The following is a 19,896-nucleotide window of genomic DNA, read 5'->3' as shown; positions in this document are numbered from 1 at the left end:
TTCCTGCCTGGTCGCCTCCACTCGGCGAGCGTCCGCCGAACGGTCGCAGGGGCGGCCGGCGGTCAGTCGAGGGCGGTCAGCATTTCGTCGGTGAACCGGGGGCCGAGGTCGGTCCCCTGGTAGAGGAACTGTTCGACGTGCTCCTTGACCACGTCGGAGAAGCGTCGGTAGTTGCGGTGCGCCGGGCGGGGCAGCGCCTGCTCGACCGCCGCACGGATCGCGCCCAGGTGCGGCACCGCCGCCCGCAGGTTGGGGTCGTTGTAGGCGGCGATCGAGGTGGGCGCGAGCCCGTGCATCGCCAGGATCTTCTGGGCGTCGTCGCCGGTCACGAAGTCGATGAAGGCGCGGGCACGGTCGGCGTACGGGCTGCGGGCGACCACTGCCAGGCTCTGCCCGCCGAGGACACCGACGGTCAGCTGGTCGACCCGCACCCGGCCGGCCCGCACGTCCGGGTTGGCCAGTTGCTGCAGCTCCCGGTACTTGACCGGCCAGTTGCGCATGTAGCGGGCCGAAGAACCGGGTGCGGCGAAGCGGTCCCGGGAGTCGGTCTCGTCGCCGGAGGTCATGACGCGGCCGGTGGCAATCGCCTCGCGCAGCGGGGTCAGTGCGCTCCGCCACAGGTCGAGGTCCTCGGAGACACGCTCGGCTGCCGCGCCGGCGCTGGGTCCGTCGACGGGTTTGAGGACGCCGGGCCGCTGGGCGGCGGCGTGTTCCAGGACGTTGACGACGAACGCCTCGTAGAACGCCGAGACGCTGGGCCGCAGTTGTCCGATGAACTGCTGGCTGCCGTCGGGGACGGTGTCGAGCAGCTCGGGCAGCGACGGCGGGGGTGCCGGCGGCTCGGCGTCGTCGTCGGTACGGGTGAACAGCATCCCGACGTCGGTGTTGAACGGCACCGCCCAGTAGTGGCTGTCGTCGGCGCCGACCCGGTGGATGCCGCGCAACGAGGGCAGCAGCGGCCCGTTGTCACCGAGCGGGAGCGCGGCGACGAGTTCCTGGTCAGCGAACTCCGGTACGTCGATGATGTCGAGGTTGAGCAGGTCGGCGGCGCCCTGCCGGGCCTTGTCGAGCATGATCTGCCGCTCGTCGCCGGAGCCGACGGCGATCGTCTCGACCCGGACGGTGGTCTGTGGATTGTTCCGGTTCCAGATCGAGATCAGCAGGTCACGGGCGCCGGTCGGGTCGGCTCCGGTGGCGAGTGTGAGCTCCACCGACGGGGGCCGGCGACCGCCGGGCATCAGGTAGAACGTGGCGGCGGTGAAGGTCCCGGTGGCCAGCACCCCGCTGAGAAACGACCGCCGGGAGTACTGCTCCGGCATTGACTCCCCCCTCTCTACGACGTCGCCGACACCCGCACGCCCAAGATCGACATCTGGCGATTGGTTGTGTGGGTCACACTACGGGGAGATGTCAAGGGTGTGACGGATGGCGACAACCGACACGGCCGTACGTCAAGGTCAGCAGCACCCCACGTCAGAGTCAGCAACATCGGAGAGGAACTATCTGATCACCCAGCGGATAATTCGCTGTCATGACGACTCCCAGAAGTGGATCCTCGGCTCCGCCGCCCGTCACCACCGGGCCCGTCGCTACTGGGCCCGCCGCCACCGGGCCTGCCGCCAGCCGGCCCGCCACCGCAGGCCGGATCGTCGTCGCCGCCATCGCTGCCGGCGTCCTCCTGGCGATCCTCTGGTCCTACGAGTTCGTCGACCACGTGATCGGCGACAACGTGGCGAACGCACTGCTCGGCCACGACGCGAAGGCCACCGCGATCGGCGGCACCGCCGCCGCGCTCGTCTTCGCCTTCGTTTCCGGCCTCGCCGGCACCTTCACCGCCTGCAACATCGCGATGGCCGCGTCGATCGGCCCGATGAGCCAGGCCGGCAGTGGCAGCGCCGGCGGTGGCGGTAGCAGCGCCGGTGGCGCGACCGGCTCCGGCCTGCGGGTCCTGGTGAAACCGATCGGCTGGCTCACCGTCGGCATGGTCGCCGTCTCCGCCGCGTACGGCGTGATCGGCGTGCTGCTCGGCGACCGACTGCCGCAACTGTCCACCGCCTCGGTGGGTGGCCTGCCGGTCCGACTCATCCAGGCGATGGTCGTGTTCGGGGTCATCGGGCTGGTCTTCGTCTACCTCGGCCTGGCCGTCGTGGGAATGCTGCCCGACCCGTTCGCGCGCCGGCCGGTGGCCCGGGTGGTGCTGCTCGGCGCGCTCGTCGGCGGTTTCCTGATCGGCCGACCGTACCCGCTGTTCAACAAGCTCTTCCTGTGGGCGGTGGACAACGGCAACCCGCTGTACGGCGCGGGGGCGTTCGTCCTGCAGTCGATCGGCAACATCGTCATCGTGTCGGCGCTGTTCGCCCTGCTGATCGTGGCCAGTCGGGGCCGGTTCGTCCGCTGGCTCGCCAGCGACCCGGCCAGGACCGCCGCGATCACCGGCGCAATGCTGATCGCCCTCGGCGTCTTCATGATCGTCTACTGGAACGTGCGGCTGCCCGCCATGTTCGACTACGGCTGGTTCCCGACGATGCCGTACAACAGCCGCTGAACCAGCCCGGTCGTTGTCCCGACGTGCTCAGTTGCCCGCCACTGCGTTGGCCGCGCACCGGCACCCGCATGGAACGCAACCAGGAAGCTTGTCAGCCGACGCGGCACGGCCAGACCATCGGATCCATGATGGATGCAGCTGCGATCCGACGCGAAGCACAGGGCCAGGCATCGACGATGGCGCACAGACTCGGCGTACTGGTCGCCGCCGAGTCACCACCGGGCGCACCCGGGCAGCTCGCCGCCTGCGCGGACCTGCTCGACGAGTGGGGCAGCGCGGCACTGGGCCGCCCGGCCCGCCGGGTCGTCGTCGACGGCGTCGTCCACCTGCTCTGGCCCGCCCGCGACCAGCGGGTCCTGCTGATCGGGCACTACGACACGGTGTGGCCGGCCGGAACGATCGACGACTGGCCGTTCCGGGTCGACGGCCCGATCGCGACCGGCCCCGGAGTGTGCGACATGAAGTCCGGGATCGTCCAGATGGTCACCGCGTTGGCGTTGCTCCCGGACACCTCGCGGGTCGGTCTGCTGCTGACTGGGGACGAGGAGAGCGGGTCGCCGACCTCCCGGGCCCTGATCGAGCAGCAGGCGGCGCGGTCCCGGGCCGTACTGGTCGGTGAACCCGCCACGGAGGACGGCGCGCTCAAGATCGCCCGCAAGGGCGGGTCGGTGTACCGGATCGCCGTACACGGGCGGGCCGCGCACGCCGGAGTCGAGCCGCACCGGGGCGTCAACGCCGCCGTCGAACTGGCCCATCAGGTGCTGGCGGTACGGGCGTTGGCCACCGACGGCACCAGCGTCACCCCGACCATGCTCAGCGGCGGCCGGATGACCAACCAGGTGCCCGAGTCCGCCGAATTCAGCGTGGACGTACGCGCGTGGACCCGCGACGAGCTGCACCGGGTCGACCGGATGATCCGGGCGGTCACCCCTCACCTGGCCGGCGCGACCGTCACCGTCGACGGTGGTGTCAACCGCTACCCGCTGCCGGAGCAGGTGGCACTGCCGCTGCTGGCGATCGCCCGCACGGCCGGCGGCCGGATGGGGCTGGCGCCGATCGACGGCGCGCACGCGCCCGGCGCCTCCGACGCCAACTTCACCGGCTCGCTGGGTGTGGCCACGTTGGACGGGCTCGGCGGCGTCGGCGGGGGCGCGCACGCCCGCCACGAATGGGTCGACGTGTCGCAGATGCCGGACCGCACGGCGCTGCTCGCCGCGATGATCGCCGACATCACCGGGACGACCGCAATCGCCGCAACGGCTGGGACGACCGGGACGACCGACGGGCCCCGCGCCTCGACCCGGACGACTACGCTCCGGTCAACCGCGATCGGCGAACGGTGAACCTCGGTCGAGAAGGGACTCCCCCACCATGCCACCATCGAGCAGTCCACCGGATCCGGCTCCCCGGTTCGGTGTGGAGGAGGAGTTCATCGTCGTCGACGCGGCCAGCCGGGCCCCCGTACCGCAGGCGGGCCAGATCGTCCGGGACGCCGCGCCGTACCTCGCCGACCGGGTCGCTGGCGAGATCACCCCGCTGCAGGTGGAGACCCGCACCGCGCCGTGCGCGAGCGTCGCCGACCTGGTCGCGCAGCTCACCGGGGCCCGCAAGGTGATCGCCGACCGTGCCCGCTCGCGCGGGCTGCGCGTCGTCGCCAGCGGATCCGCGGTGATCGCCGGCCCGGTGCCACCGCCCATCACCGTCGGGCCCCGACAGACCCGGGGCACCGAGACGTTCCGGGGTCTGCACGACGAGCTGGCGATATGCGCGTTGCACGTCCACGTCGAGATGCCCGACCGGGAGCTGGCGGTGCAGGTCGGCAACCACCTGCGGCCGTACCTGCCGGTGCTGCTCACGTTGACGGCGAACTCGCCGTACTGGGACAACCGGGACTCCGGGTACGCGAGTTGGCGGACCATGACCTGGTCGCGGTGGCCGGTGGCCGGGCCGCCACCGCTGTTCGCCTCGGCCACGCACTACGAGCAGGTGGTCGACTCGCTGCTCGCCGCCGGTGCCATGGTCGACGAGGGCACCATCTTCTGGGACGTCCGGCCGTCGCACACCAAGCCCACCCTGGAGGTCAGGGTCGCCGACAGCGCCGTCACCGCCGAGGAGTCGGCGCTGTACGCGGCCGTGGTGCGGGCGCTGGTCACCCACCTGTGCGCAGCGGTACGCCGAGGCGAGCCACCGGTCGACGTACCGGTCGAGCAGCTCCGGGCGGCGTACTGGCGGGCGGCCCGCGACGGCCTCGACGGTCAGGGGCTGGACCTGTTCACCGGCCGGCTGCGGCCGGCCGCCGACCTGGTCGGCGCGCTCATCGACACCGTCGCACCGGTGCTGCACGACCAGGAGGCCCACCCGTTCGTCGTCGACTGGTGGGGGCGGGTCCGCGCCGAGGGCACCGGTGCCCGCCGGCAGCGGGCGGTGGCGGCCGACAACGGCGGTGACGCCGCCGCCGTCGTCGACTGGCTCGCCGACCGCACCGCGGACTGACCCGACGGCGGACCAGGCGGACCAGGCGGACCGGCGGGCTGAGCTGCCGGCGGACCGGCGTCGCAGCAGGAACGCAATTCTGAGTAACCATATGGTCACGCGTTGGCGCATCCTGAGGTGGCGACCCCGACTCCGGCTGGAGGACCGTTGACCACCCCGTTACAACTCGACCGGCTCGAACCGGCGGTCATGAGCCGTACCGCCAGGGACTTCGCCGACCGGATGGCCGCCCGCCGGTCGGTGCGGCACTTCTCCGCCGAGCCGGTGCCGCTCGACGTGATCGACGAGGCGGTCCGGGCAGCCGCGTCGGCACCCAGCGGCGCGAACCTGCAGCCGTGGCGGTTCGTGGTGGTCACCGACCCGGAGCGCAAACGCCGGCTGCGGCAGGCCGCCGAGGCCGAGGAGTGGGAGTTCTACCATCGGCGCGCCTCCGAGGAGTGGCTCTCCGCCATCGCCCCGATCGGCACCGACTGGGAGAAACCCTTCCTGGAGATCGCCCCGGTGGTGATCGTGGTCTTCGAGGTGCACCAGGGGCCGCACACCCCGAAGCCGTACTACGTCAAGGAATCGGTGGGCATCGCGACCGGGATGCTGATCACCGCGCTGCACCTGGCCGGGCTGGCCACCCTCACCCACACGCCGAGCCCGATGCGGTTCCTCAACGAGATCTGCGACCGGCCCGCCGAGGAACGCGCCTGCGTGGTGATGCCGGTCGGCTACCCGGCCGACGGGGTCACCGTGCCCCAACTGGAGCGCAAACCACTCAGCGAGGTCCTGGTGCGGCGGTGACCGTGACCGACGCCAGTCTGCGGGCGGTCAGCGCGGCAGGTCCTTGGCGAGATGGTCCTGCAGCGGCAGGACGTGCCGGTCGGGGCGGCGCCACTCGGCCAGCAGGTCCTCCAGCAGGTGCAGTTCGTCGACCAGCTCACCGTGGCGGTAGCGGCGCAGCACCGGGTGGATGAAGGCGCTCTCCGCGGCCCGGTCCGGCTGCGGGTGACGCTCGATGGCGAACACGTCCGGGTACGGGTCCCGACCCCAGCGCAGCCCGAACGTGTAGCAGTACTCCTCGTCGGCGAACCGCGCCGCCACGAGATCCTCCGGCAGGTCGTGGTAGTGCCGGGCCTGCCCGGTGCCGGGGTCGACGACGACCGCGTCGACCAGGAACTCGAACTGCGTCCACAGCGCGGAACTCCAGTTGACCCGGTCCAGCAGCACGCCGGTCAGCGTCTCGGCGTCGGCGGGCACCGTGTCGAAGGGCAGCGGTACGCCCTCGTACCGCTCGCGCAGCAGTGCCGTCAGGGTGCGCAGGTTGTAGCGGAAGCCGTCGACGAAGGCCGACGAGGCCTTCTTGAAGTCACGGTCCTGGGCGATGGTGCCGGCGAAGTAGAGCCCGTCGACGTCGACGGACTGCCAGTCGGGTGCGGTGGCCGGCATCCGGCCGCTGGGCACCAGTCGGGGCCGGGCACCGGCGCCGAACACCGAGGTGTCCATGGCGAAGCCGGTGCAGCGCAGCACCGACTCGTAGTCCATCACGGCGGTCTCGCCGTCGGCGTGGGTGTACGTCAGATGCACCCGGTAGCCCTCGCCGGTCGGCACGATCTCGTCGACGACGCAGTCGAGCACCGAGTGCAGCGTCTTGAACTGGTAGCTGTCCATCACCGCGCCGTGGTGTCCGCGTACGTCGCCGGGGTGTTTGGTGTTCCAGGCCAGGCGCATCGGCCGAGGGCTGGCCAGGTGCACCATCGAGGCGTGGCCGAGGATCGCTGACGCGGTCTCGAACGCCGAGTTGCCCTTGCCGAGGATGAGCACCCGCTGCCCGGCGTAGTCGGCCGGGTCGGTGCTCATCGACTCGTACCCGACGGCGTGCTCGATGCCGGGGACATCGGGGATGTTCGGTCGGCCCCAGCCGGTCGCCATGATCAGGCAGTCGGCGCTGTAGATCCGGTCGGCGGTGTGCGCCAGGAAGATCCCGTCCTGCTTCGTCACCTGGTCGACGGCGACCCCGTAGCGGATCGCGAGCCGGTGGTGCGCGGCGAAGTCGACGAGGTAGCGGACCATGTCGTCGGCGCTCGGGTAGTACTGCCTGCTGTAGTCGGCGAACGGCAGGTCGAACGGTTCGTGCAGCAGCGAGTTCCAGTCCCAGCGCAGCCGGATCTCCGGGTCGGTGCTGACCGTGTGCACCTTGTTGAGCGAGATGAGCCCCCGGTGGCGGGGGAACCGCCGGAAGAACTCCCCCGGCGCCTCGGCCCGCTCCACTGTGGCATAGTCGCAGCCGGCCTGCTGCAGGTAGTAGCTCAGCTGCAGGCCGGCCGGACCGGCGCCGATGATGAGGTACCGGTGGTGCTCGGTAACGCCGGACGGGTGCGTCATCGTGGTCTCCCCGGGGTTCGGAATATCCACGACGATCGAGCACCCGCGCCGGACGGTCAATACCGCGACCCGGTATTTCCCGGTCCGATGAGGAGCGAGGGTTCCCGGCTCGTCTGTCGGGGTCGTCAGTCGGGGTCGTCGGGCCGGTAGGTCATCGGTCGGCCGTCACGGGGCCGCAGCCAGAGCATCAGGATCACGCCGAGCAGCACCACCCCGTCGATGATCAGCAGCGTGGCGCTGAAGCCGTCGATCTGGTGGGCGTGCGCGGACACCTCGTCGACGCGGGCCTGCCGGTCGGCGGCCGCGAGCGGCGCCGGCGGCACCCCGGTGCCGACACTGAAGCGGTACGCGTCGGAGGCGCTGCTGCCGTCGGGGAAGGTGACGTGGTACGCCACCGTGTAGTCCCCGGCGGCGGTCAACTCGACCGGCAACCGGATCCGGGTGGGCGTGGGCTGGTCGAAGCCGCCGCCGGTGAGCCGCTGTCCGTCGGCGTCGAAGACATCCAGGTGCGACAGTTCGGGCTGGACGGTGTCGCCGAAGGTCACCGACACGGCCGTCGGCGGCTCGGCCAGGACGGCGCCGGCCACCGGTTCGGCGGCCACCGCCGCGCGCTGGGCCACCACCACCGCAGGCTGGGCCGTCACGTCCGCCGTCCGGTCGTCGGCGTGCGCCGGGCCGGGGGTGACCGTGAGCAGGCCGACGATGGCGGCGAGGCCGGCGAAGGCGGCGGCAGCCGCAGGTCGCCGCCGCCCCCGCCGCCATCCCCGCCGGACCGGGTCCAGGTCGGGCCGCATCCGGATCAGGCCGTGTGCGGGGCGAGCCGCTGCGCGGGCGTACGGTGACCGGCGCAGCTGCAGCTCATCTGCTCCCGTTCGGTGGCGTTCGGCCGCAGGTGCAGGTACATCGCGATCAGCATCGGCACGAACACCACCGAGTTGTAGAACAGGTGCAGCTCGACCCGGGGGATGATCAACTGCGCCACGCTGGTGACCACCGGCTGGCCGAAGAAGATGGTGCCGGTCTGCGCCTGGATCAGCAGCAGCAGGTGTTCGATGTGATGCCAGAACTGGATGGCCAGCGCGATCGTCCACCAGGTGCGTGCCCGGCCGGTGAAGCCGCGCCGGAGCAGGAACAGGAAGGCGAGCATCACGATGGCGTAGCCGTAGTGCAGCCATTCGGAGGTGACCAGCCAGGGGAACCACTGGCCGAGCACCCCGCGGGCCTGCGGCCGGGGATAGCCGAGGACCCAGATCTGGTACGCCTGCACCAGGTGCTCGGCCCAGTGGGCGATCACCACGGCGAGAAATCCGTTCAGGGCCAGTTTGTGGTGGGCACCGTTGAGCCGCGCCAGCAGCCCGCCCGGCGCGGCGGCGACGTCCTGAGCCATGAGCGCGCACCTTCCGTGAGGCAGAGATTGACCAAGTGTGATGAAACTATCGGACCGTTGCGCGCGACTCTTCTCCCAGACTGGGCAGTTGCCGGGTCGTAGTTGGCGCATGACCGAGCCACCGGCATTTGTCGCAACACTCGGCGAAGGCTCGGATGCGGTCGAGGGCACCCGAACAGGACGGCGGGGCGCAGCCCGTACGCCGGGGCACCGCCGGCTTCCCACGGTCGGCCGGTCACGCCGCCGGAGGTGAGGGCGGCCCGGCCCGGCCCGCCCGCCCTCGCCTAGACTGACGGCCATGTCGAAGGTGCTGCGCAAACTGCCCGTAGGTGAACGGATCGGCATCGCGTTCTCCGGCGGCCTGGACACATCCATCGCGGTCGCGTGGATGCGTGAACGCGGCGCCGTCCCGTACGCGTACACCGCCGACGTCGGCCAGTACGACGAGCCGGACCTCAGCGACGTACCCGACCGGGCCCTGATCTACGGCGCCGAGAAGGCGCGCCTGGTCGACTGCCGCGCGGCGCTGGTCGAGGAGGGCCTGGTCGCGCTGGCCTGTGGCGCCTTCCACATCCGCTCCGGCGGGCAGACGTACTTCAACACCACCCCCCTCGGGCGGGCCGTCGTCGGCACCATGCTGGTGCAGGCCATGCAGTCCGACGACATCTCCATCTGGGGTGACGGTTCGACGTTCAAGGGCAACGACATCGAACGCTTCTACCGGTACGGGCTGCTGGCCAACCCGGGGCTGCGGATCTACAAGCCGTGGCTGGACGGCGCGTTCGTCTCCGAGCTCGGTGGCCGACTGGAGATGTCGCACTGGCTGGCGCAGCGCGACCTGCCGTACCGCGACTCGGCGGAGAAGGCCTACTCCACCGACGCCAACATCTGGGGCGCCACCCACGAGGCAAAGCAGCTGGAGCACCTCGACACCTCGATCGAGATCGTCACCCCGATCATGGGGGTGCCGTTCTGGCAGCCGGACGTCGACATCGCGACCGAGGACGTCACCGTCGAGTTCGCCCACGGCCGCCCCGTGAAGATCAACGGCCAGGGCTTCGCCAGCGCCGTCGACCTGGTGCACGAGGCCAACCGGATCGGCGGCCGGCACGGGCTGGGCATGTCCGACCAGATCGAGAACCGGATCATCGAGGCCAAGAGCCGCGGCATCTACGAGGCCCCCGGCATGGCGCTGCTGAACATCGCGTACGAGCGGCTGCTCACCGCCATCCACAACGAGGACACCGTCGCGGCGTACCAGATCGAAGGCCGCCGGCTCGGGCGGCTGCTGTACGAGGGCCGCTGGTTCGACCCGCAGGCGCTGATGCTGCGGGAGAGCCTGCACCGCTGGGTCGGCTACCCGGTCACCGGCAGCGTCACCGTCCGGCTGCGGCGCGGCCAGGACTACTCGATCGTCGACACCACCGGGCCGCACCTGAGCTACCACCCGGACAAGCTGTCGATGGAGCGCAGCCACTACCCGGCGTTCAGCCCGGACGACCGGATCGGCCAGCTGACGATGCGCAACCTCGACATCGCCGACTCCCGGGACAAGCTGGAGCAGTACGTCGCCGACGGCCCGCTGCTGCCCGGCAGCGGACTGATCAGCGAACTGCCGTTCGGCGGCGCCACCGACATCGTCCGCACCGGCGGTGAGGACGTGTCGGTCAAGCCGGACGCGTTGGACCGGGCCGCGATCGAGTCCGGCACCGACTGAGACCAGCAGGCCGGCGGGGGTGCACCGACGTGTCGGTGCACCCCCGCCGGCGTACTCAGCTCGCCGACGTCCTCAGCCGGTGGCGATGCCGATCTGCTGGGTGATCGTCACGTCGGTGATCTCGGTGTCCCGGGCCAGCAGCATCGCCTTGCTGAGGATCACGGCGAGCACGGTGTCCCCCTCGAACGGCAGGAACGCGTCGTGGCGGTCATCACCGGGGCGCGTCGCCGACCGGTCCGGCACGATGCACAGGTAGGTGTCGTTCGGGCTCATCAGGATGTTCCCCGACCCCAGGTGGATCTTGTAGGTGCGCAGCTCACCCCGGACCACCAGGAACCGGCCGTCGATGCTGGCCCGGGCACCCACCGCCAGCCGGGGCAGCAGCCGGGCCAGCAGGTCCCGGCGGGTCTGCGCCGTCGCCGACAACTCCCCGAAGCTGTACGACGACCAGTAGTCCCGGAACCGGCCCGCCGGCCCGCCGTCGGACCAGGTCGGGTCGTTGCCGACGCTGGCCACCCCGACGAACAGGTCGACGTCGCGCAGCACCTCGCTGAACACCAGCGGCGGCACCTCGCTCAGCGGCATCGGCACCACCGGCGCCCGTTGCGTGCCCCACCGGCCGCCGGTGTAGCCGCCGCCGCTGGCGTGCGCCACGTTGCCGGGGGCGTCGATCGGATAGAACCGCACCTGGTCGGTGACCAGCCGCAGGTAGGTACCGCTGTCGGTGGTGTCGACGCCGTAGTCGTCGCCGATCCCCTCCACCCAGTACTCCGCCCGCAGCCCCCACTGCGGCAGCTGCCGCACCGTCGGCGGATACGTGTCGTCGACCATCAACCGCAGCTTGTCCGCCCAGCCCCGGGCGGCGGCGAGCGCATGGAACTGGTGCTGGCGCAGCACGTGCCCGGCGAACCGGTTCGAGTAGGTGCCGGTGGACTCCTCCGCCGGGGTCAGCAGGTACACCTCCCGGTGGGCCTGCTTGAACGGCTGCACCACCCGGTGGCGCTCCAGCCACTCCCGCCAGGCGAGCACCTCCGGCACCGGCCGCCCGATCGGATGCCACAGCTGCACCACCGCGTCGTCGGCGGCCGACACCGGGGTGTCGTCGACCGTCCGCAGCGCGCCGTCGGCCCAGCCGCACACCACCCCGTCGACCAGCCACAGCAGCCGCCGGGCCAGGACGCCGACCAGCGGATGGTCCAGGTAGCGCTCCCGCCACACCGACAGGCTCCAGTCGCGTCGGGCCAGGAAGAGCCGGTCCAGTCGGGCCGACTGCGCCGCCAACATCCCGGAAACGTCCTTGGCCAGCGCCTTCACGTCGGCCACGACCTGCGGATGGTCACGCCGTACCGCCGCCGGAGGCGACTTCACCACCCGGCCCGCGTCGTTGTGCCAGGTCACCGCGACGGTGCTGGCGCCCGCCGACAGCTCCACCCGGCAGCCGCCGACCGTCACCTCGTGCCGACCGACGTCGGTCAACCCGTAGTCGGGGACCGCCAGCTCCTCGATCTCGTCCCGGCCGATGCCGAGCGCGGCGGCCCGCGCGTCGAGCGCCTTGTCGACCTCGTTGCGGGTGCCCTTGTACGTCAGCCGCGCCGACAGCCGGGCCAGCTGGGCCAGGGCGGCGTCACCGTCGAGGCGGCCCAGCACCCCGACCGCCGCGTTGGCGATCTTCGGGCAGGCCGGCCCGACCCCCGGCAGCCGCCGCAACATCACCTCGACCAGTACGCCGAACAGGCGTACCTGGTCGGTCGTCGGGCCGGTCAGCTCCGCCAGCCAGAGCAGGCCCCGCAGCACGTCGGCGTTGCCGGCGTCCGGCACCTGCTGAGGGGTGACCGACGCGGCGGTCAGCCACCGGTCCAGCACCGTACGGGCCTGCGCCGGGTCGACCTCGGCGAGCAGCTCCCGGGCGGCCTTCAGCCAGGCCGCCGGCGGGCGGGCGGCGGTCGCGGTGCTGGCGTGCGCCAGCAGCCGGGGCCAGGCCGGGCCGAGGGTCGGCAGCTCGGTGAGAATCTGCGCGGCCCACGGGTCCACCGGCTCCAGCGGTACGCTGCCCCGCTCCGCGAGGAACTGCCGCAACCGGGGGCTCTCCCCCGACCGCAGCTGCACCCATTTCAGTACGTCGTCCGGCAGCCCGCTGGTGTCCTGCAGCCGGCGCGCCACCAGCTCCAACGCGGTCGGCGGCAGTGCGTGCGGCGACAGGACGACGAACGCGCCCAGGGCCTCGGCGTCCTCGGCGGACACGTCCTCGGGCAGCCGCCGGGCCAGCTGTGACAGCAGCTCCGTCGCCGCCCACGGCAGGTGGCCGCCGTCGAGCCGGACGTCGATCAGGGCACGCATCAGGTGTACCAGATCGGGCCGGGACAGCGGTCGCAGCAGCGCCCGGTGCTCCGCCTTGTTGACGACCTGCCAGGAGTGCCGGTAGAGATAGCTGGCCAGGCCGGGTACGTCGGCACCGGCGACCAGCTCACGCAGCCGCTCGGCGCGCCACGGCTCGGTGTTGCCCGTGATCGACATCAGCCACCGACCAGCGGTACGAGCTTGAGGAACGTGACCTCGGTGTCCCGGCGCAGGTCGACCTCGTCGTCGAGGTCCTCGACCTGCCGGTCACCGACCAGCACCACGAACCCGTTGCGGCGAAACGCCGTTTCGGCGAGCGCGACCTGGGTGTCGGGGTCGACCCGGGGGCGGCGGCGGGCCGCCGGGTCGCCGTTGAGGGTCTGCTCGACCGGGGTCGGCGCCACCAGCGACCGGTTCGGCACGACCCCTTCGGCGGCGTGGTACTCGGCCACCTCCTGGTGGATCCGCCGACGGATCAGCTCCCGCAGCGTCAGTCGCTCCTCGAATATCCGCAGCGCCCAGGCCGGGGTACGGGCCCCGGCAGTGCTCTCGTCGACAAAGGTCACCATCGCCATGGCGCCGCAGTCTAGGTCCGCCCTGCGACAACCAGCCCCGACCGACCCTGGCGATGGCACGACCTGGGGACCTTCCTCGACCGACCAGCCGGAACCGGCCCACCCGATCCAGTTTCGGCTAATCCACCTCGACGCCACCCTCCAATTCATCATGAAAGCTCGAGTGCTCTGCTACTATCCCGCCCCAGACGTCATTCTCAACAACAGCCTCTTTTGCATCCGACATAGACAATCCGCGTCGCCGCGCGTAGACAATTGTCGACTGAATGATTGACAGGCCCTGACCTTTCAGGAACATGAGGATTTCATCGGTATCAACCTCACCCGGAATGGCCTCACCAAGGAGGGCAAGATATTTATCAGAGTAAAACATCGTTGCCAACGTCCACCCCTTTCATATGGGGGATATTGCGACGGTGACGAACCTCGGAGTCCGAGCCGCGGCCTCCCCCTGCAATGACGGCCCATGCCTTCGCCTCCCGGACGTTGAGGGTTCAGTTATCCTGGGCGGAGCGGCCGGCAGAGTACGACCATACCGCCCGCCAAAATGAGCGTAACGGCAACCCTGACGGCAACATGGGCAGACCACCGCGAAACTCCAAGACCTGCAACAACCATGCCGCAACTCTCCGCGACGTTCGCTCACCTAGCAAGGCGCCGTTACACCTCACTCCAAAGAATATTATCCGGCAGAACTCCAGCAGCAACGAACCTGCATACCGCCTCCAGTGCATCATTTCTGGATACAGCCTGCCATTCTGGAAATTCTGTCATTGAACCAAAGTACTCGAACCTTACGACACCAAAACGGGACCCCGGCAGGCGGCCCTCACTCGCAAAATAGGGCGGCTTCTTGGATGCCGAAGTGAAGTTGAGGACCGACACTTCTCGACCCAAAGCGACGCTTATCGTGTCGCCACTATCAATAGTCACGTCAACGATGAATGGGCGCGCTGCGGCATGCCGATCCAACTCAATCAGCCTGCCTCTCAACTCATCGCCGGAAACGACGGCCGCCTCGCCGGAGCCGCCGCCCCACGTGATCGCCAGCATAGCCAAGCACTCCGATCCGAGAGTCCAGTGAAGGTTCCATCATAACCATTTTGCCCCGTACATGCAAAGGGTTACATCTTCCGGAATCACTTACGGAAAGATCGCCGCACAGCAATTACGCAAACAGCACAGCACTCTTTTGATATACAGCTCGGCACCCAAAATTCAATCTACCTCATTAGGGCAGCCGCATGCCCTTCAACATGACTCTTTACAGACTGCCAGCTACTACACGGTACGTTAGGACGCGGCCGATGGTGCGATCGTGGACGACGACGTGGAGGACGGTCCGCGCGGTAGTTTGCGTTGATTCGTTCACATATGCCAGAGCTTGTCTGGAGCCATTGCCAGGCCTGTAGGTCGGTGGCGCTGATCGGGGGCGGGGCCGGCCCGATTCCCCCTTGATGAAAGGCCGATGTTAGCCTCTGACGGGTGTCCAGAGTCGGTCGACGGGCATGACGTGAATGCGGTCTTCGTAGGTGAACGTGCGCAGTCCCGTGCTGAACGCCACACCGGTGATGAATCTATCGCCGAGCGCGTCCCGTAGCGCTCGGAGGCCTTTGAGGTCTGCGCCCGCGACGCGTTCGTTCGCCTTGACTTCGAACGCAAGGACCCTGCCGTCGTCGAACTCGATGACGTAGTCGACCTCGTCGCCTTCATCGGTACGCCAGTGCCCCGTAGTTTCGTATTCGTCAAGCCAGGAGGCCTGCTTGCGAAGCTCGCCGACGACGAAACTTTCGAGGAGGTGCCCGAACTCCGTCAATGCGGTCGGGTCGAGGGTGGCGAGTTTGGCGGGAGAGACTCGTATAAGCCGGGCGGCCACTCCCGTGTCGACGACATGCACCTTCGGTGATGCTGCGGCTCGCACGCGTAGCGTCGTACCCCAAGCAGGGAGTCGGTCGAAATACCAAGATCCGAGCAGCCTAGCTACCAAATCTCGAGCGCTCACAGGAGTCGAGCTCCTGCAGTCGGCGTAGCTGAAAGCTGAAATGCGGAACGAGTGGTACACCGAAGCCATCCCACTGGCCGAACACCGCTACGAGATCTACCTGAAGGAACGCGCCCAGCAGGAGGGGAAACCGTGATGGGCTACACGCGTTGGAGCGACGTCCGGAGTGCCTATGTCGAGCGGGCCGGCGGTGAGGAGGCGGTCGAGGCCGGCAAGCGGGAGTTGCTGGCCACCGTCGTCGGGCACCGCCTCGCCGAGGTACGCAAAGCCCGAGGTCTGACTCAGCAGCAGGTCGCTGACCGGATGGGCGTCACCAAGGGCCGGGTTTCCCAGATCGAGCAGGGCAAGATCTCCGGGCAGGATGTGGTGGCTCGCTACGCCGCCGCGCTCGGTGGCCGACTGCACCAGGCCATCTACTTCGACGACGGCGACATCGCCGCGATCGCCTGACCTGCGCTCCCCGCCCGGAAGCTTCAGGCTGCAACGGCGTTGGATCTAGTCATGGGTGAGGGTGGCGGTTGGGCCGCGATGCGGGAGCGGCGGCTGGCTGAGCCGGGAGCCGCTGAGGCGTACGAGGCGGCGCGGTTGGCGTTCGAGCTCGGTCGTTCGGTGCGTGAGTTGCGTGAGCGTCGTGGTTGGAGTCAGACGCAGTTGGCCACGGCGTCGGGGATGACGCAGTCTGCGGTGGCCCGGTTCGAGGCTGGCGGAACCGTGCCGACACTCGTGGTGCTGGAGCGGCTGGCGACAGCGCTGGAGGTGAGCCTGAAGGTCGGTTTCGAGCCCGCGACGCCGCCGCGTAGCAAGGCTGCCGGCTGGTCAGGGTCGTGGGGTGAGGCCGATGGTGGTGGCGAGGCGGGTCAGGTCGGGGGTGGGACCGGCCCGTAGGAGGGTGGTGATGATGGTGTGGGCGGTGGGTCGGGTGCGGGTTTCGGCGGGGGCGGTCTGGTCGGCGGCGATGATGGCGTGAGTGGCGGCGGTGGGGTTGCCGGTGTCGAGGTAGGCGCGGGTGATGTCGATCAGGTGGGCGGCGCGGTGTTCGGCGGGTAGTTCCCGCCAGCCGTGGCTTGCGGTGGCGTATTGGTGGTGGGTGATGGCCTGGTGCGGGTCGCCGAGGATGGTGGCGATGTGGGCTCGGGCAAGTTCGACGGCGGTGGGCCCGAAGCCGGCGGTGGTGGTGGCGTCGTTGCCGCCAGGGCGGGTGGCGGCAAGCTGGGCGGCACGGTGTGCGTAGTGGTGGGCGGTGGTGGGGTCGTTGCCGGTGGCGGCGGCGAGGGCGGCTTCGATCAGCAGGGTGCCGGCGAGGGCGTGGTCGTCCGATGTCGGGTGGTCGGTGGTGGCCGGGTCGATCAGCGGTACGGCGGTGAGCGCGGCCTGTGTCGCGAGGGTACTCCGATGCAGGGCGCGGAGCACCTGGGCGAGGGCGATCGCGGCTGCGGCGATGTGCCGGGGGTGGCCTGCGGCGGTGGTGATGGCGCGGTCGGCGGCGAGCCAGGCGAGGTGGGGTTCGTCGAGTTTGGTGAGCAGGTGGGCGGTGAGCCGGTAGACCCGGGTTTGCAGGTGGGCGGCGTCGGGGGCGTTGTTGGTGGTGGTGTGGCGGGTGTGGGTGAGCAGGTCGGGCAGTGTGCGGAGTAGTTGCGGGTAGTGGGCGTGTTGGTAGGCGGTCCAGGCGTACTGGATGTGGTGGCGCAGGTCGGCGGCGGACGGTGACGGTCGGTCGGGGGTGGGGGTGTCGTAGCGGGCGAGGGCGGCGCGGAGGTGTTCGACGGTGGCGGCCGTGGTGTTGGTGGCGGGTTCGGGTCGGCTGGTGGCGGGGCCGAGGATGACCTCGGGGGTGACGCCGAGGACGGCGGCGATGGTGTGGACGACGGAGATGCGGTCGAGGGAGCGGATGCCGCGTTCGACCTTGTCGACCCACGAGTGGGATTTGCCGATGCGGTCGGCGAATACCTGTTGGGTGAGGCCACGTCGGGCGCGGAGTTGGGCGATCCGCCGGCCGATCGGTAGTTCGGTGATGCGGTGGCGGCCGGGCGCGGTGGTCATTGGTGCAGGCTGCGGTAGATGGCCTCGGTGGTTTCGCCGCAGCGCGGGCACCACCGGGACTTGACCCGGAATGTGAACAGGCCGAGGAGGAAGCCGGGCATCAGTCCGGCGAACACGATCGGCAACAGTCTGGCGATCACGAGCACTCTCACCTTCTGGCGAGGCCGGCGGGTCGGAGCGTTGCCGCGCTCCGACCCGCCGACCCGGTTCACCGGTTTCGGATTCGGGTCACCGCCGGAATCCGATGTGCCCAGTTGACCTCAGCCGGGTGGTGGCGGGAGGGGGTGCGCGTGGTGCGTATCGGTGCGGATCAGTGTCGGGGCAGCCCGCCGGACACCAGGTTCGCTACTGTGCGTGGGAGCGACCACTACGGGTGAAGGGTCGATGCGGTGGCAGCCAGCGGGGACGGGATCACCCGGTTGTTGGCCGAGGCGGGCTGGCAGCCTGAGCAGCTTGCCCGGCGGCTGAACGAGTGCGCCGAGCGGCACGGACGTGCGGAGCGGCTGCACCTCAAGACGCCGTACAAGTGGAAGAAGGGCGAGGTGCCGCGTAGCCCGTGGCCGTCGCTGACCGTCGCATTGCTGTCCGAGCAGGTGCAGCGGACGGTCACCCTCGATGAGCTGGGCTGGCCCGATGACGGCTTCGACGCCGCGCCAGCGTCCGCCGGTCTGGAACTACCGTGGACATCTGCCGGGGCCTTGCAGGCGGCCATGGTCGTGAACGAACCTGAGACAATGACGCACCGACGGATGTTCCTCGCTCTGCTCGGTTCCGCGCTGACGTCGCCGGCGCACGAGTGGATCATCGCCCTACAGCCGTCGGACGTCGCCTCGACGACCGGCCGGCCGCTGTCCGGTGAGGTCGTCGACCACCTGGACACCGTCACCGCGAGCCTGCGGCGGATGGACGACCACCTCGGCAGCGGCCAGACACTCGGCCTGGTCCGTCAGCACCTGGCGACCGTGGTCGAGGTGCTACGCGAGCGCCGCTACACCGACTCGGTCGGTCGGCGGCTGCACGGCACCGCCGGTGAGCTGATGCGCCTCGCCGGCTGGCTGTCGTTCGACGACGGAAACCACAGCCAGGCGCAACGGTTCTGGATCGCAGGCCTCTACCAGGCCCACGCCGCCGGTGACCGTGGCCTCGGTGCGAACATCCTCGGCTTCATGTCCTGCCAGGCCAAAGACCTCGGCCAGCTCCGGCAGTCGGTCACCCTCGCCGAGACCGCGCGGGCCAGCTACCCCGCCACCAGCCCGAAAGTCGGAACGATCCTCGACCTGCGTGCCGCTGAGGCGTACGCCAACAACCACGCCGTGGCCGACACCCGGCGTGCGCTGGACAGCGCGTTCGACCGGCTCACCGACGAACGCCCGGAACACGGCGACCCCGACTGGGCGTACTGGATCAACGAAGCCCAGGCCCACGCCCAAGCCGGCTACTGCTACGTCAAACTCGAAGACTGGACCCGCGCCCGCGAACACCTCCGGGCAGCGCTGCGGCTGCAGGACAACGAGTACAGCCGCGAAGGCGCGCTGCGCAACGCCCTGCTCGCCACCACCTACGTCCGACAGGACCAACCCGAGCTGGACAAGGCACTCGCCCTCGGCGACCAGGCCGTCCAGACCCTCACCGGCCAGGTCACCTCCGCCAGATGCATCAAACACGTACGCAACCTCGTCAGCGCACTCGGACCGTACCGACGCACCCCCGCCGTCCGCCGCTTCTGCACCGACGCCAAAGAGCTCATCGTCACATGAGTACGACATCGGACGAGGGAGCGAGAATGGAACGTAACACTTGGCGCACGTCGAGCCGGTCCGGCAGCAACGGCCGGTGCGTCGAGGTCCGCGACCGGGGCACCCAGATCGACGTACGCGACTCCAAAGCCCCCGCCGCCGGGATGCTGACCTTCGCCCCCGCCACTTGGACCACCTTCACCACCACCCTCAAGTCCGACGGCGCCCGCCCGTAATCCCTGACTCCCCCTGCTCGTGGCGGCTCTCCACACGGACCACCACGAGCGCACCAGCTGTGCGTCAGTCACAGCCGATGATGACTGCTGAGTCGGGAGGCGGCATGCGCCGATCTGAAGGTCGATAAACCGGGTGGCAACCGACACGACACCACCCGGTTCATCCGAGATGAATCTCAACTACATGTCGGCGGAACCATTCAGTCAACTATAAGCTCGTCGAGCCTCTCCAAGGCAGCGAGCTCCTCCAAGTAGTTCGCAACCACTCTGAGGCGTTCATAAAATGACCGCGATATAGCAAGGGAGTCCTCGAATAGCCAGGAGCAAAGGGTATCGAACGCCAGCCCTATTTCCCCGACCTGCACCAACTCCCGCACGTCGCCCCTGACATCACTCGACACGATAGGAGAATCGTCCAACAAGGCTAAAATGTCCGCTTGCGCCTGCCTGAAGTCCAT

21 protein-coding genes are annotated in these 19,896 nt (G+C 69.6%); 9 read left to right on the top strand and 12 right to left on the bottom strand.

The features are described from left to right. Positions 1 to 62: 62 nt before the first annotated feature. Positions 63 to 1,319, bottom strand: a complete 1,257-nt coding sequence (locus tag O7608_RS09880) for an extracellular solute-binding protein (protein ID WP_289209648.1) — start codon at positions 1,317 to 1,319, stop codon at positions 63 to 65. A gap of 212 nt (positions 1,320 to 1,531) precedes the next feature. On the opposite strand from O7608_RS09880, the gene O7608_RS09875 reads away from it, so the two are divergent. The 4 genes from O7608_RS09875 (at position 1,532) to O7608_RS09860 (ending at position 5,827) form a co-directional block, all read left to right on the top strand. Then, complete coding sequence (locus O7608_RS09875; protein ID WP_289209647.1) at positions 1,532 to 2,545, top strand: hypothetical protein; 1,014 nt, start codon at positions 1,532 to 1,534, stop codon at positions 2,543 to 2,545. Positions 2,546 to 2,670: 125 nt separating this feature from the next. Next, a complete protein-coding gene (locus tag O7608_RS09870; protein ID WP_289209646.1) occupies positions 2,671 to 3,888 on the top strand; it encodes a M20/M25/M40 family metallo-hydrolase in 1,218 nt (405 codons plus the stop codon). Between the two features lie 28 nt (positions 3,889 to 3,916). Then, entirely contained in the window at positions 3,917 to 5,038 is a 1,122-nt protein-coding gene (locus O7608_RS09865; RefSeq protein ID WP_289209645.1) for a carboxylate-amine ligase, read from the top strand. Positions 5,039 to 5,227: 189 nt separating this feature from the next. After that, positions 5,228 to 5,827 carry a nitroreductase family protein gene (locus O7608_RS09860; protein ID WP_289210845.1) on the top strand — a complete coding sequence of 200 codons (600 nt, stop codon included), beginning with the start codon at positions 5,228 to 5,230 and terminating at the stop codon, positions 5,825 to 5,827. A 27-nt stretch (positions 5,828 to 5,854) separates the two neighbouring features. Here the strand turns inward: O7608_RS09860 and O7608_RS09855 are convergent, their stop codons facing one another. The 3 genes from O7608_RS09855 to O7608_RS09845 all read right to left on the bottom strand — a co-directional run bounded on the left by O7608_RS09855 (position 5,855) and on the right by O7608_RS09845 (position 8,795). After that, entirely contained in the window at positions 5,855 to 7,408 is a 1,554-nt protein-coding gene (locus O7608_RS09855; RefSeq protein WP_289209644.1) for an NAD(P)-binding domain-containing protein, read from the bottom strand. A gap of 125 nt (positions 7,409 to 7,533) precedes the next feature. Further along, a complete protein-coding gene (locus tag O7608_RS09850; RefSeq protein ID WP_289209643.1) occupies positions 7,534 to 8,202 on the bottom strand; it encodes a copper resistance CopC family protein in 669 nt (222 codons plus the stop codon). Between the two features lie 5 nt (positions 8,203 to 8,207). Further along, the gene (locus tag O7608_RS09845) at positions 8,208 to 8,795 is read right to left on the bottom strand and encodes a hypothetical protein (RefSeq protein ID WP_289209642.1); all 588 of its coding nucleotides are present in this window, start codon (positions 8,793 to 8,795) and stop codon (positions 8,208 to 8,210) included. A 298-nt stretch (positions 8,796 to 9,093) separates the two neighbouring features. On the opposite strand from O7608_RS09845, the gene argG reads away from it, so the two are divergent. Next, the gene (gene argG / locus O7608_RS09840; protein WP_282223750.1) at positions 9,094 to 10,512 is read left to right on the top strand and encodes an argininosuccinate synthase; all 1,419 of its coding nucleotides are present in this window, start codon (positions 9,094 to 9,096) and stop codon (positions 10,510 to 10,512) included. Between the two features lie 72 nt (positions 10,513 to 10,584). Here the strand turns inward: argG and O7608_RS09835 are convergent, their stop codons facing one another. The 5 genes from O7608_RS09835 to O7608_RS09815 all read right to left on the bottom strand — a co-directional run bounded on the left by O7608_RS09835 (position 10,585) and on the right by O7608_RS09815 (position 15,345). Next, positions 10,585 to 13,026 carry a DUF4132 domain-containing protein gene (locus O7608_RS09835; RefSeq protein ID WP_289209641.1) on the bottom strand — a complete coding sequence of 814 codons (2,442 nt, stop codon included), beginning with the start codon at positions 13,024 to 13,026 and terminating at the stop codon, positions 10,585 to 10,587. Further along, positions 13,026 to 13,424, bottom strand: a complete 399-nt coding sequence (locus O7608_RS09830; protein ID WP_282223752.1) for a hypothetical protein — start codon at positions 13,422 to 13,424, stop codon at positions 13,026 to 13,028. The genes O7608_RS09835 and O7608_RS09830 overlap by 1 nt, the downstream gene beginning before the upstream one ends. 118 nt (positions 13,425 to 13,542) lie before the next feature. Further along, positions 13,543 to 13,806, bottom strand: coding sequence for a hypothetical protein (locus tag O7608_RS09825; RefSeq protein WP_289209640.1), 264 nt, complete (start codon positions 13,804 to 13,806; stop codon positions 13,543 to 13,545). Between the two features lie 278 nt (positions 13,807 to 14,084). Further along, the gene (locus tag O7608_RS09820; RefSeq protein ID WP_289209639.1) at positions 14,085 to 14,477 is read right to left on the bottom strand and encodes an Imm1 family immunity protein; all 393 of its coding nucleotides are present in this window, start codon (positions 14,475 to 14,477) and stop codon (positions 14,085 to 14,087) included. A 418-nt stretch (positions 14,478 to 14,895) separates the two neighbouring features. Further along, positions 14,896 to 15,345 (bottom strand): DUF4143 domain-containing protein, encoded by a 450-nt coding sequence (locus tag O7608_RS09815; protein WP_502959194.1) that lies wholly within the window; start codon positions 15,343 to 15,345, stop codon positions 14,896 to 14,898. Between the two features lie 213 nt (positions 15,346 to 15,558). Between O7608_RS09815 and O7608_RS09810 the strand changes: the two genes are divergently transcribed. Together O7608_RS09810 and O7608_RS09805 are read left to right on the top strand one after the other, a co-directional pair. After that, positions 15,559 to 15,876, top strand: a complete 318-nt coding sequence (locus O7608_RS09810) for a helix-turn-helix domain-containing protein (RefSeq protein WP_282223753.1) — start codon at positions 15,559 to 15,561, stop codon at positions 15,874 to 15,876. 51 nt (positions 15,877 to 15,927) lie between these two features. Then, on the top strand, positions 15,928 to 16,311 hold the full coding sequence (locus O7608_RS09805; RefSeq protein ID WP_289209637.1) for a helix-turn-helix domain-containing protein: 384 nt from the start codon (positions 15,928 to 15,930) through the stop codon (positions 16,309 to 16,311). Here O7608_RS09805 and O7608_RS09800 read toward each other — a convergent pair. Further along, entirely contained in the window at positions 16,243 to 17,466 is a 1,224-nt protein-coding gene (locus O7608_RS09800; RefSeq protein WP_289209636.1) for a helix-turn-helix domain-containing protein, read from the bottom strand. The two genes, O7608_RS09805 and O7608_RS09800, sit on opposite strands and share 69 nt — an antisense overlap. Further along, on the bottom strand, positions 17,463 to 17,606 hold the full coding sequence (locus tag O7608_RS09795) for a hypothetical protein (protein WP_289209635.1): 144 nt from the start codon (positions 17,604 to 17,606) through the stop codon (positions 17,463 to 17,465). Before O7608_RS09795 ends, O7608_RS09800 begins: the two co-directional genes overlap by 4 nt. Positions 17,607 to 17,855: 249 nt before the next feature. Here O7608_RS09795 and O7608_RS09790 point away from each other — a divergent pair, with 249 nt between their 5' ends. Further along, positions 17,856 to 19,223: an NsdA family TPR-like regulatory protein gene (locus tag O7608_RS09790; protein WP_289209634.1), complete on the top strand. Its 1,368-nt coding sequence runs from the start codon at positions 17,856 to 17,858 to the stop codon at positions 19,221 to 19,223. A gap of 26 nt (positions 19,224 to 19,249) precedes the next feature. Beyond that, positions 19,250 to 19,438, top strand: coding sequence for a DUF397 domain-containing protein (locus O7608_RS09785; protein WP_289209633.1), 189 nt, complete (start codon positions 19,250 to 19,252; stop codon positions 19,436 to 19,438). 200 nt (positions 19,439 to 19,638) lie between these two features. On the opposite strand, the gene O7608_RS09780 is transcribed toward O7608_RS09785, so the two are convergent. Beyond that, entirely contained in the window at positions 19,639 to 19,896 is a 258-nt protein-coding gene (locus O7608_RS09780) for a MafI family immunity protein (RefSeq protein WP_289209632.1), read from the bottom strand.

Origin of the sequence: Solwaraspora sp. WMMA2056, from assembly GCF_030345095.1 — a bacterium.
GTDB lineage: Bacteria > Actinomycetota > Actinomycetes > Mycobacteriales > Micromonosporaceae > Micromonospora_E.
This window is presented reverse-complemented; position numbering and strand designations above follow the sequence as displayed.

Bases quoted from the DNA above. Each gene is read 5' to 3' on its own strand.
- O7608_RS09880 (WP_289209648.1), bottom strand. From the start codon at position 1,319: ATGCCGGAGCAGTACTCCCGGCGGTCGTTTCTCAGCGGGGTGCTGGCC.
- O7608_RS09875 (WP_289209647.1), top strand. From the start codon at position 1,532: ATGACGACTCCCAGAAGTGGATCCTCGGCTCCGCCGCCCGTCACCACC.
- O7608_RS09870 (WP_289209646.1), top strand. From the start codon at position 2,671: ATGATGGATGCAGCTGCGATCCGACGCGAAGCACAGGGCCAGGCATCG.
- O7608_RS09865 (WP_289209645.1), top strand. From the start codon at position 3,917: ATGCCACCATCGAGCAGTCCACCGGATCCGGCTCCCCGGTTCGGTGTG.
- O7608_RS09860 (WP_289210845.1), top strand. From the start codon at position 5,228: ATGAGCCGTACCGCCAGGGACTTCGCCGACCGGATGGCCGCCCGCCGG.
- O7608_RS09855 (WP_289209644.1), bottom strand. From the start codon at position 7,408: ATGACGCACCCGTCCGGCGTTACCGAGCACCACCGGTACCTCATCATC.
- O7608_RS09850 (WP_289209643.1), bottom strand. From the start codon at position 8,202: ATGCGGCCCGACCTGGACCCGGTCCGGCGGGGATGGCGGCGGGGGCGG.
- O7608_RS09845 (WP_289209642.1), bottom strand. From the start codon at position 8,795: ATGGCTCAGGACGTCGCCGCCGCGCCGGGCGGGCTGCTGGCGCGGCTC.
- argG (WP_282223750.1), top strand. From the start codon at position 9,094: ATGTCGAAGGTGCTGCGCAAACTGCCCGTAGGTGAACGGATCGGCATC.
- O7608_RS09835 (WP_289209641.1), bottom strand. From the start codon at position 13,026: ATGTCGATCACGGGCAACACCGAGCCGTGGCGCGCCGAGCGGCTGCGT.
- O7608_RS09830 (WP_282223752.1), bottom strand. From the start codon at position 13,424: ATGGCGATGGTGACCTTTGTCGACGAGAGCACTGCCGGGGCCCGTACC.
- O7608_RS09820 (WP_289209639.1), bottom strand. From the start codon at position 14,477: ATGCTGGCGATCACGTGGGGCGGCGGCTCCGGCGAGGCGGCCGTCGTT.
- O7608_RS09805 (WP_289209637.1), top strand. From the start codon at position 15,928: ATGGGTGAGGGTGGCGGTTGGGCCGCGATGCGGGAGCGGCGGCTGGCT.
- O7608_RS09800 (WP_289209636.1), bottom strand. From the start codon at position 17,466: ATGACCACCGCGCCCGGCCGCCACCGCATCACCGAACTACCGATCGGC.
- O7608_RS09785 (WP_289209633.1), top strand. From the start codon at position 19,250: ATGGAACGTAACACTTGGCGCACGTCGAGCCGGTCCGGCAGCAACGGC.
- O7608_RS09780 (WP_289209632.1), bottom strand. From the start codon at position 19,896: ATGGACTTCAGGCAGGCGCAAGCGGACATTTTAGCCTTGTTGGACGAT.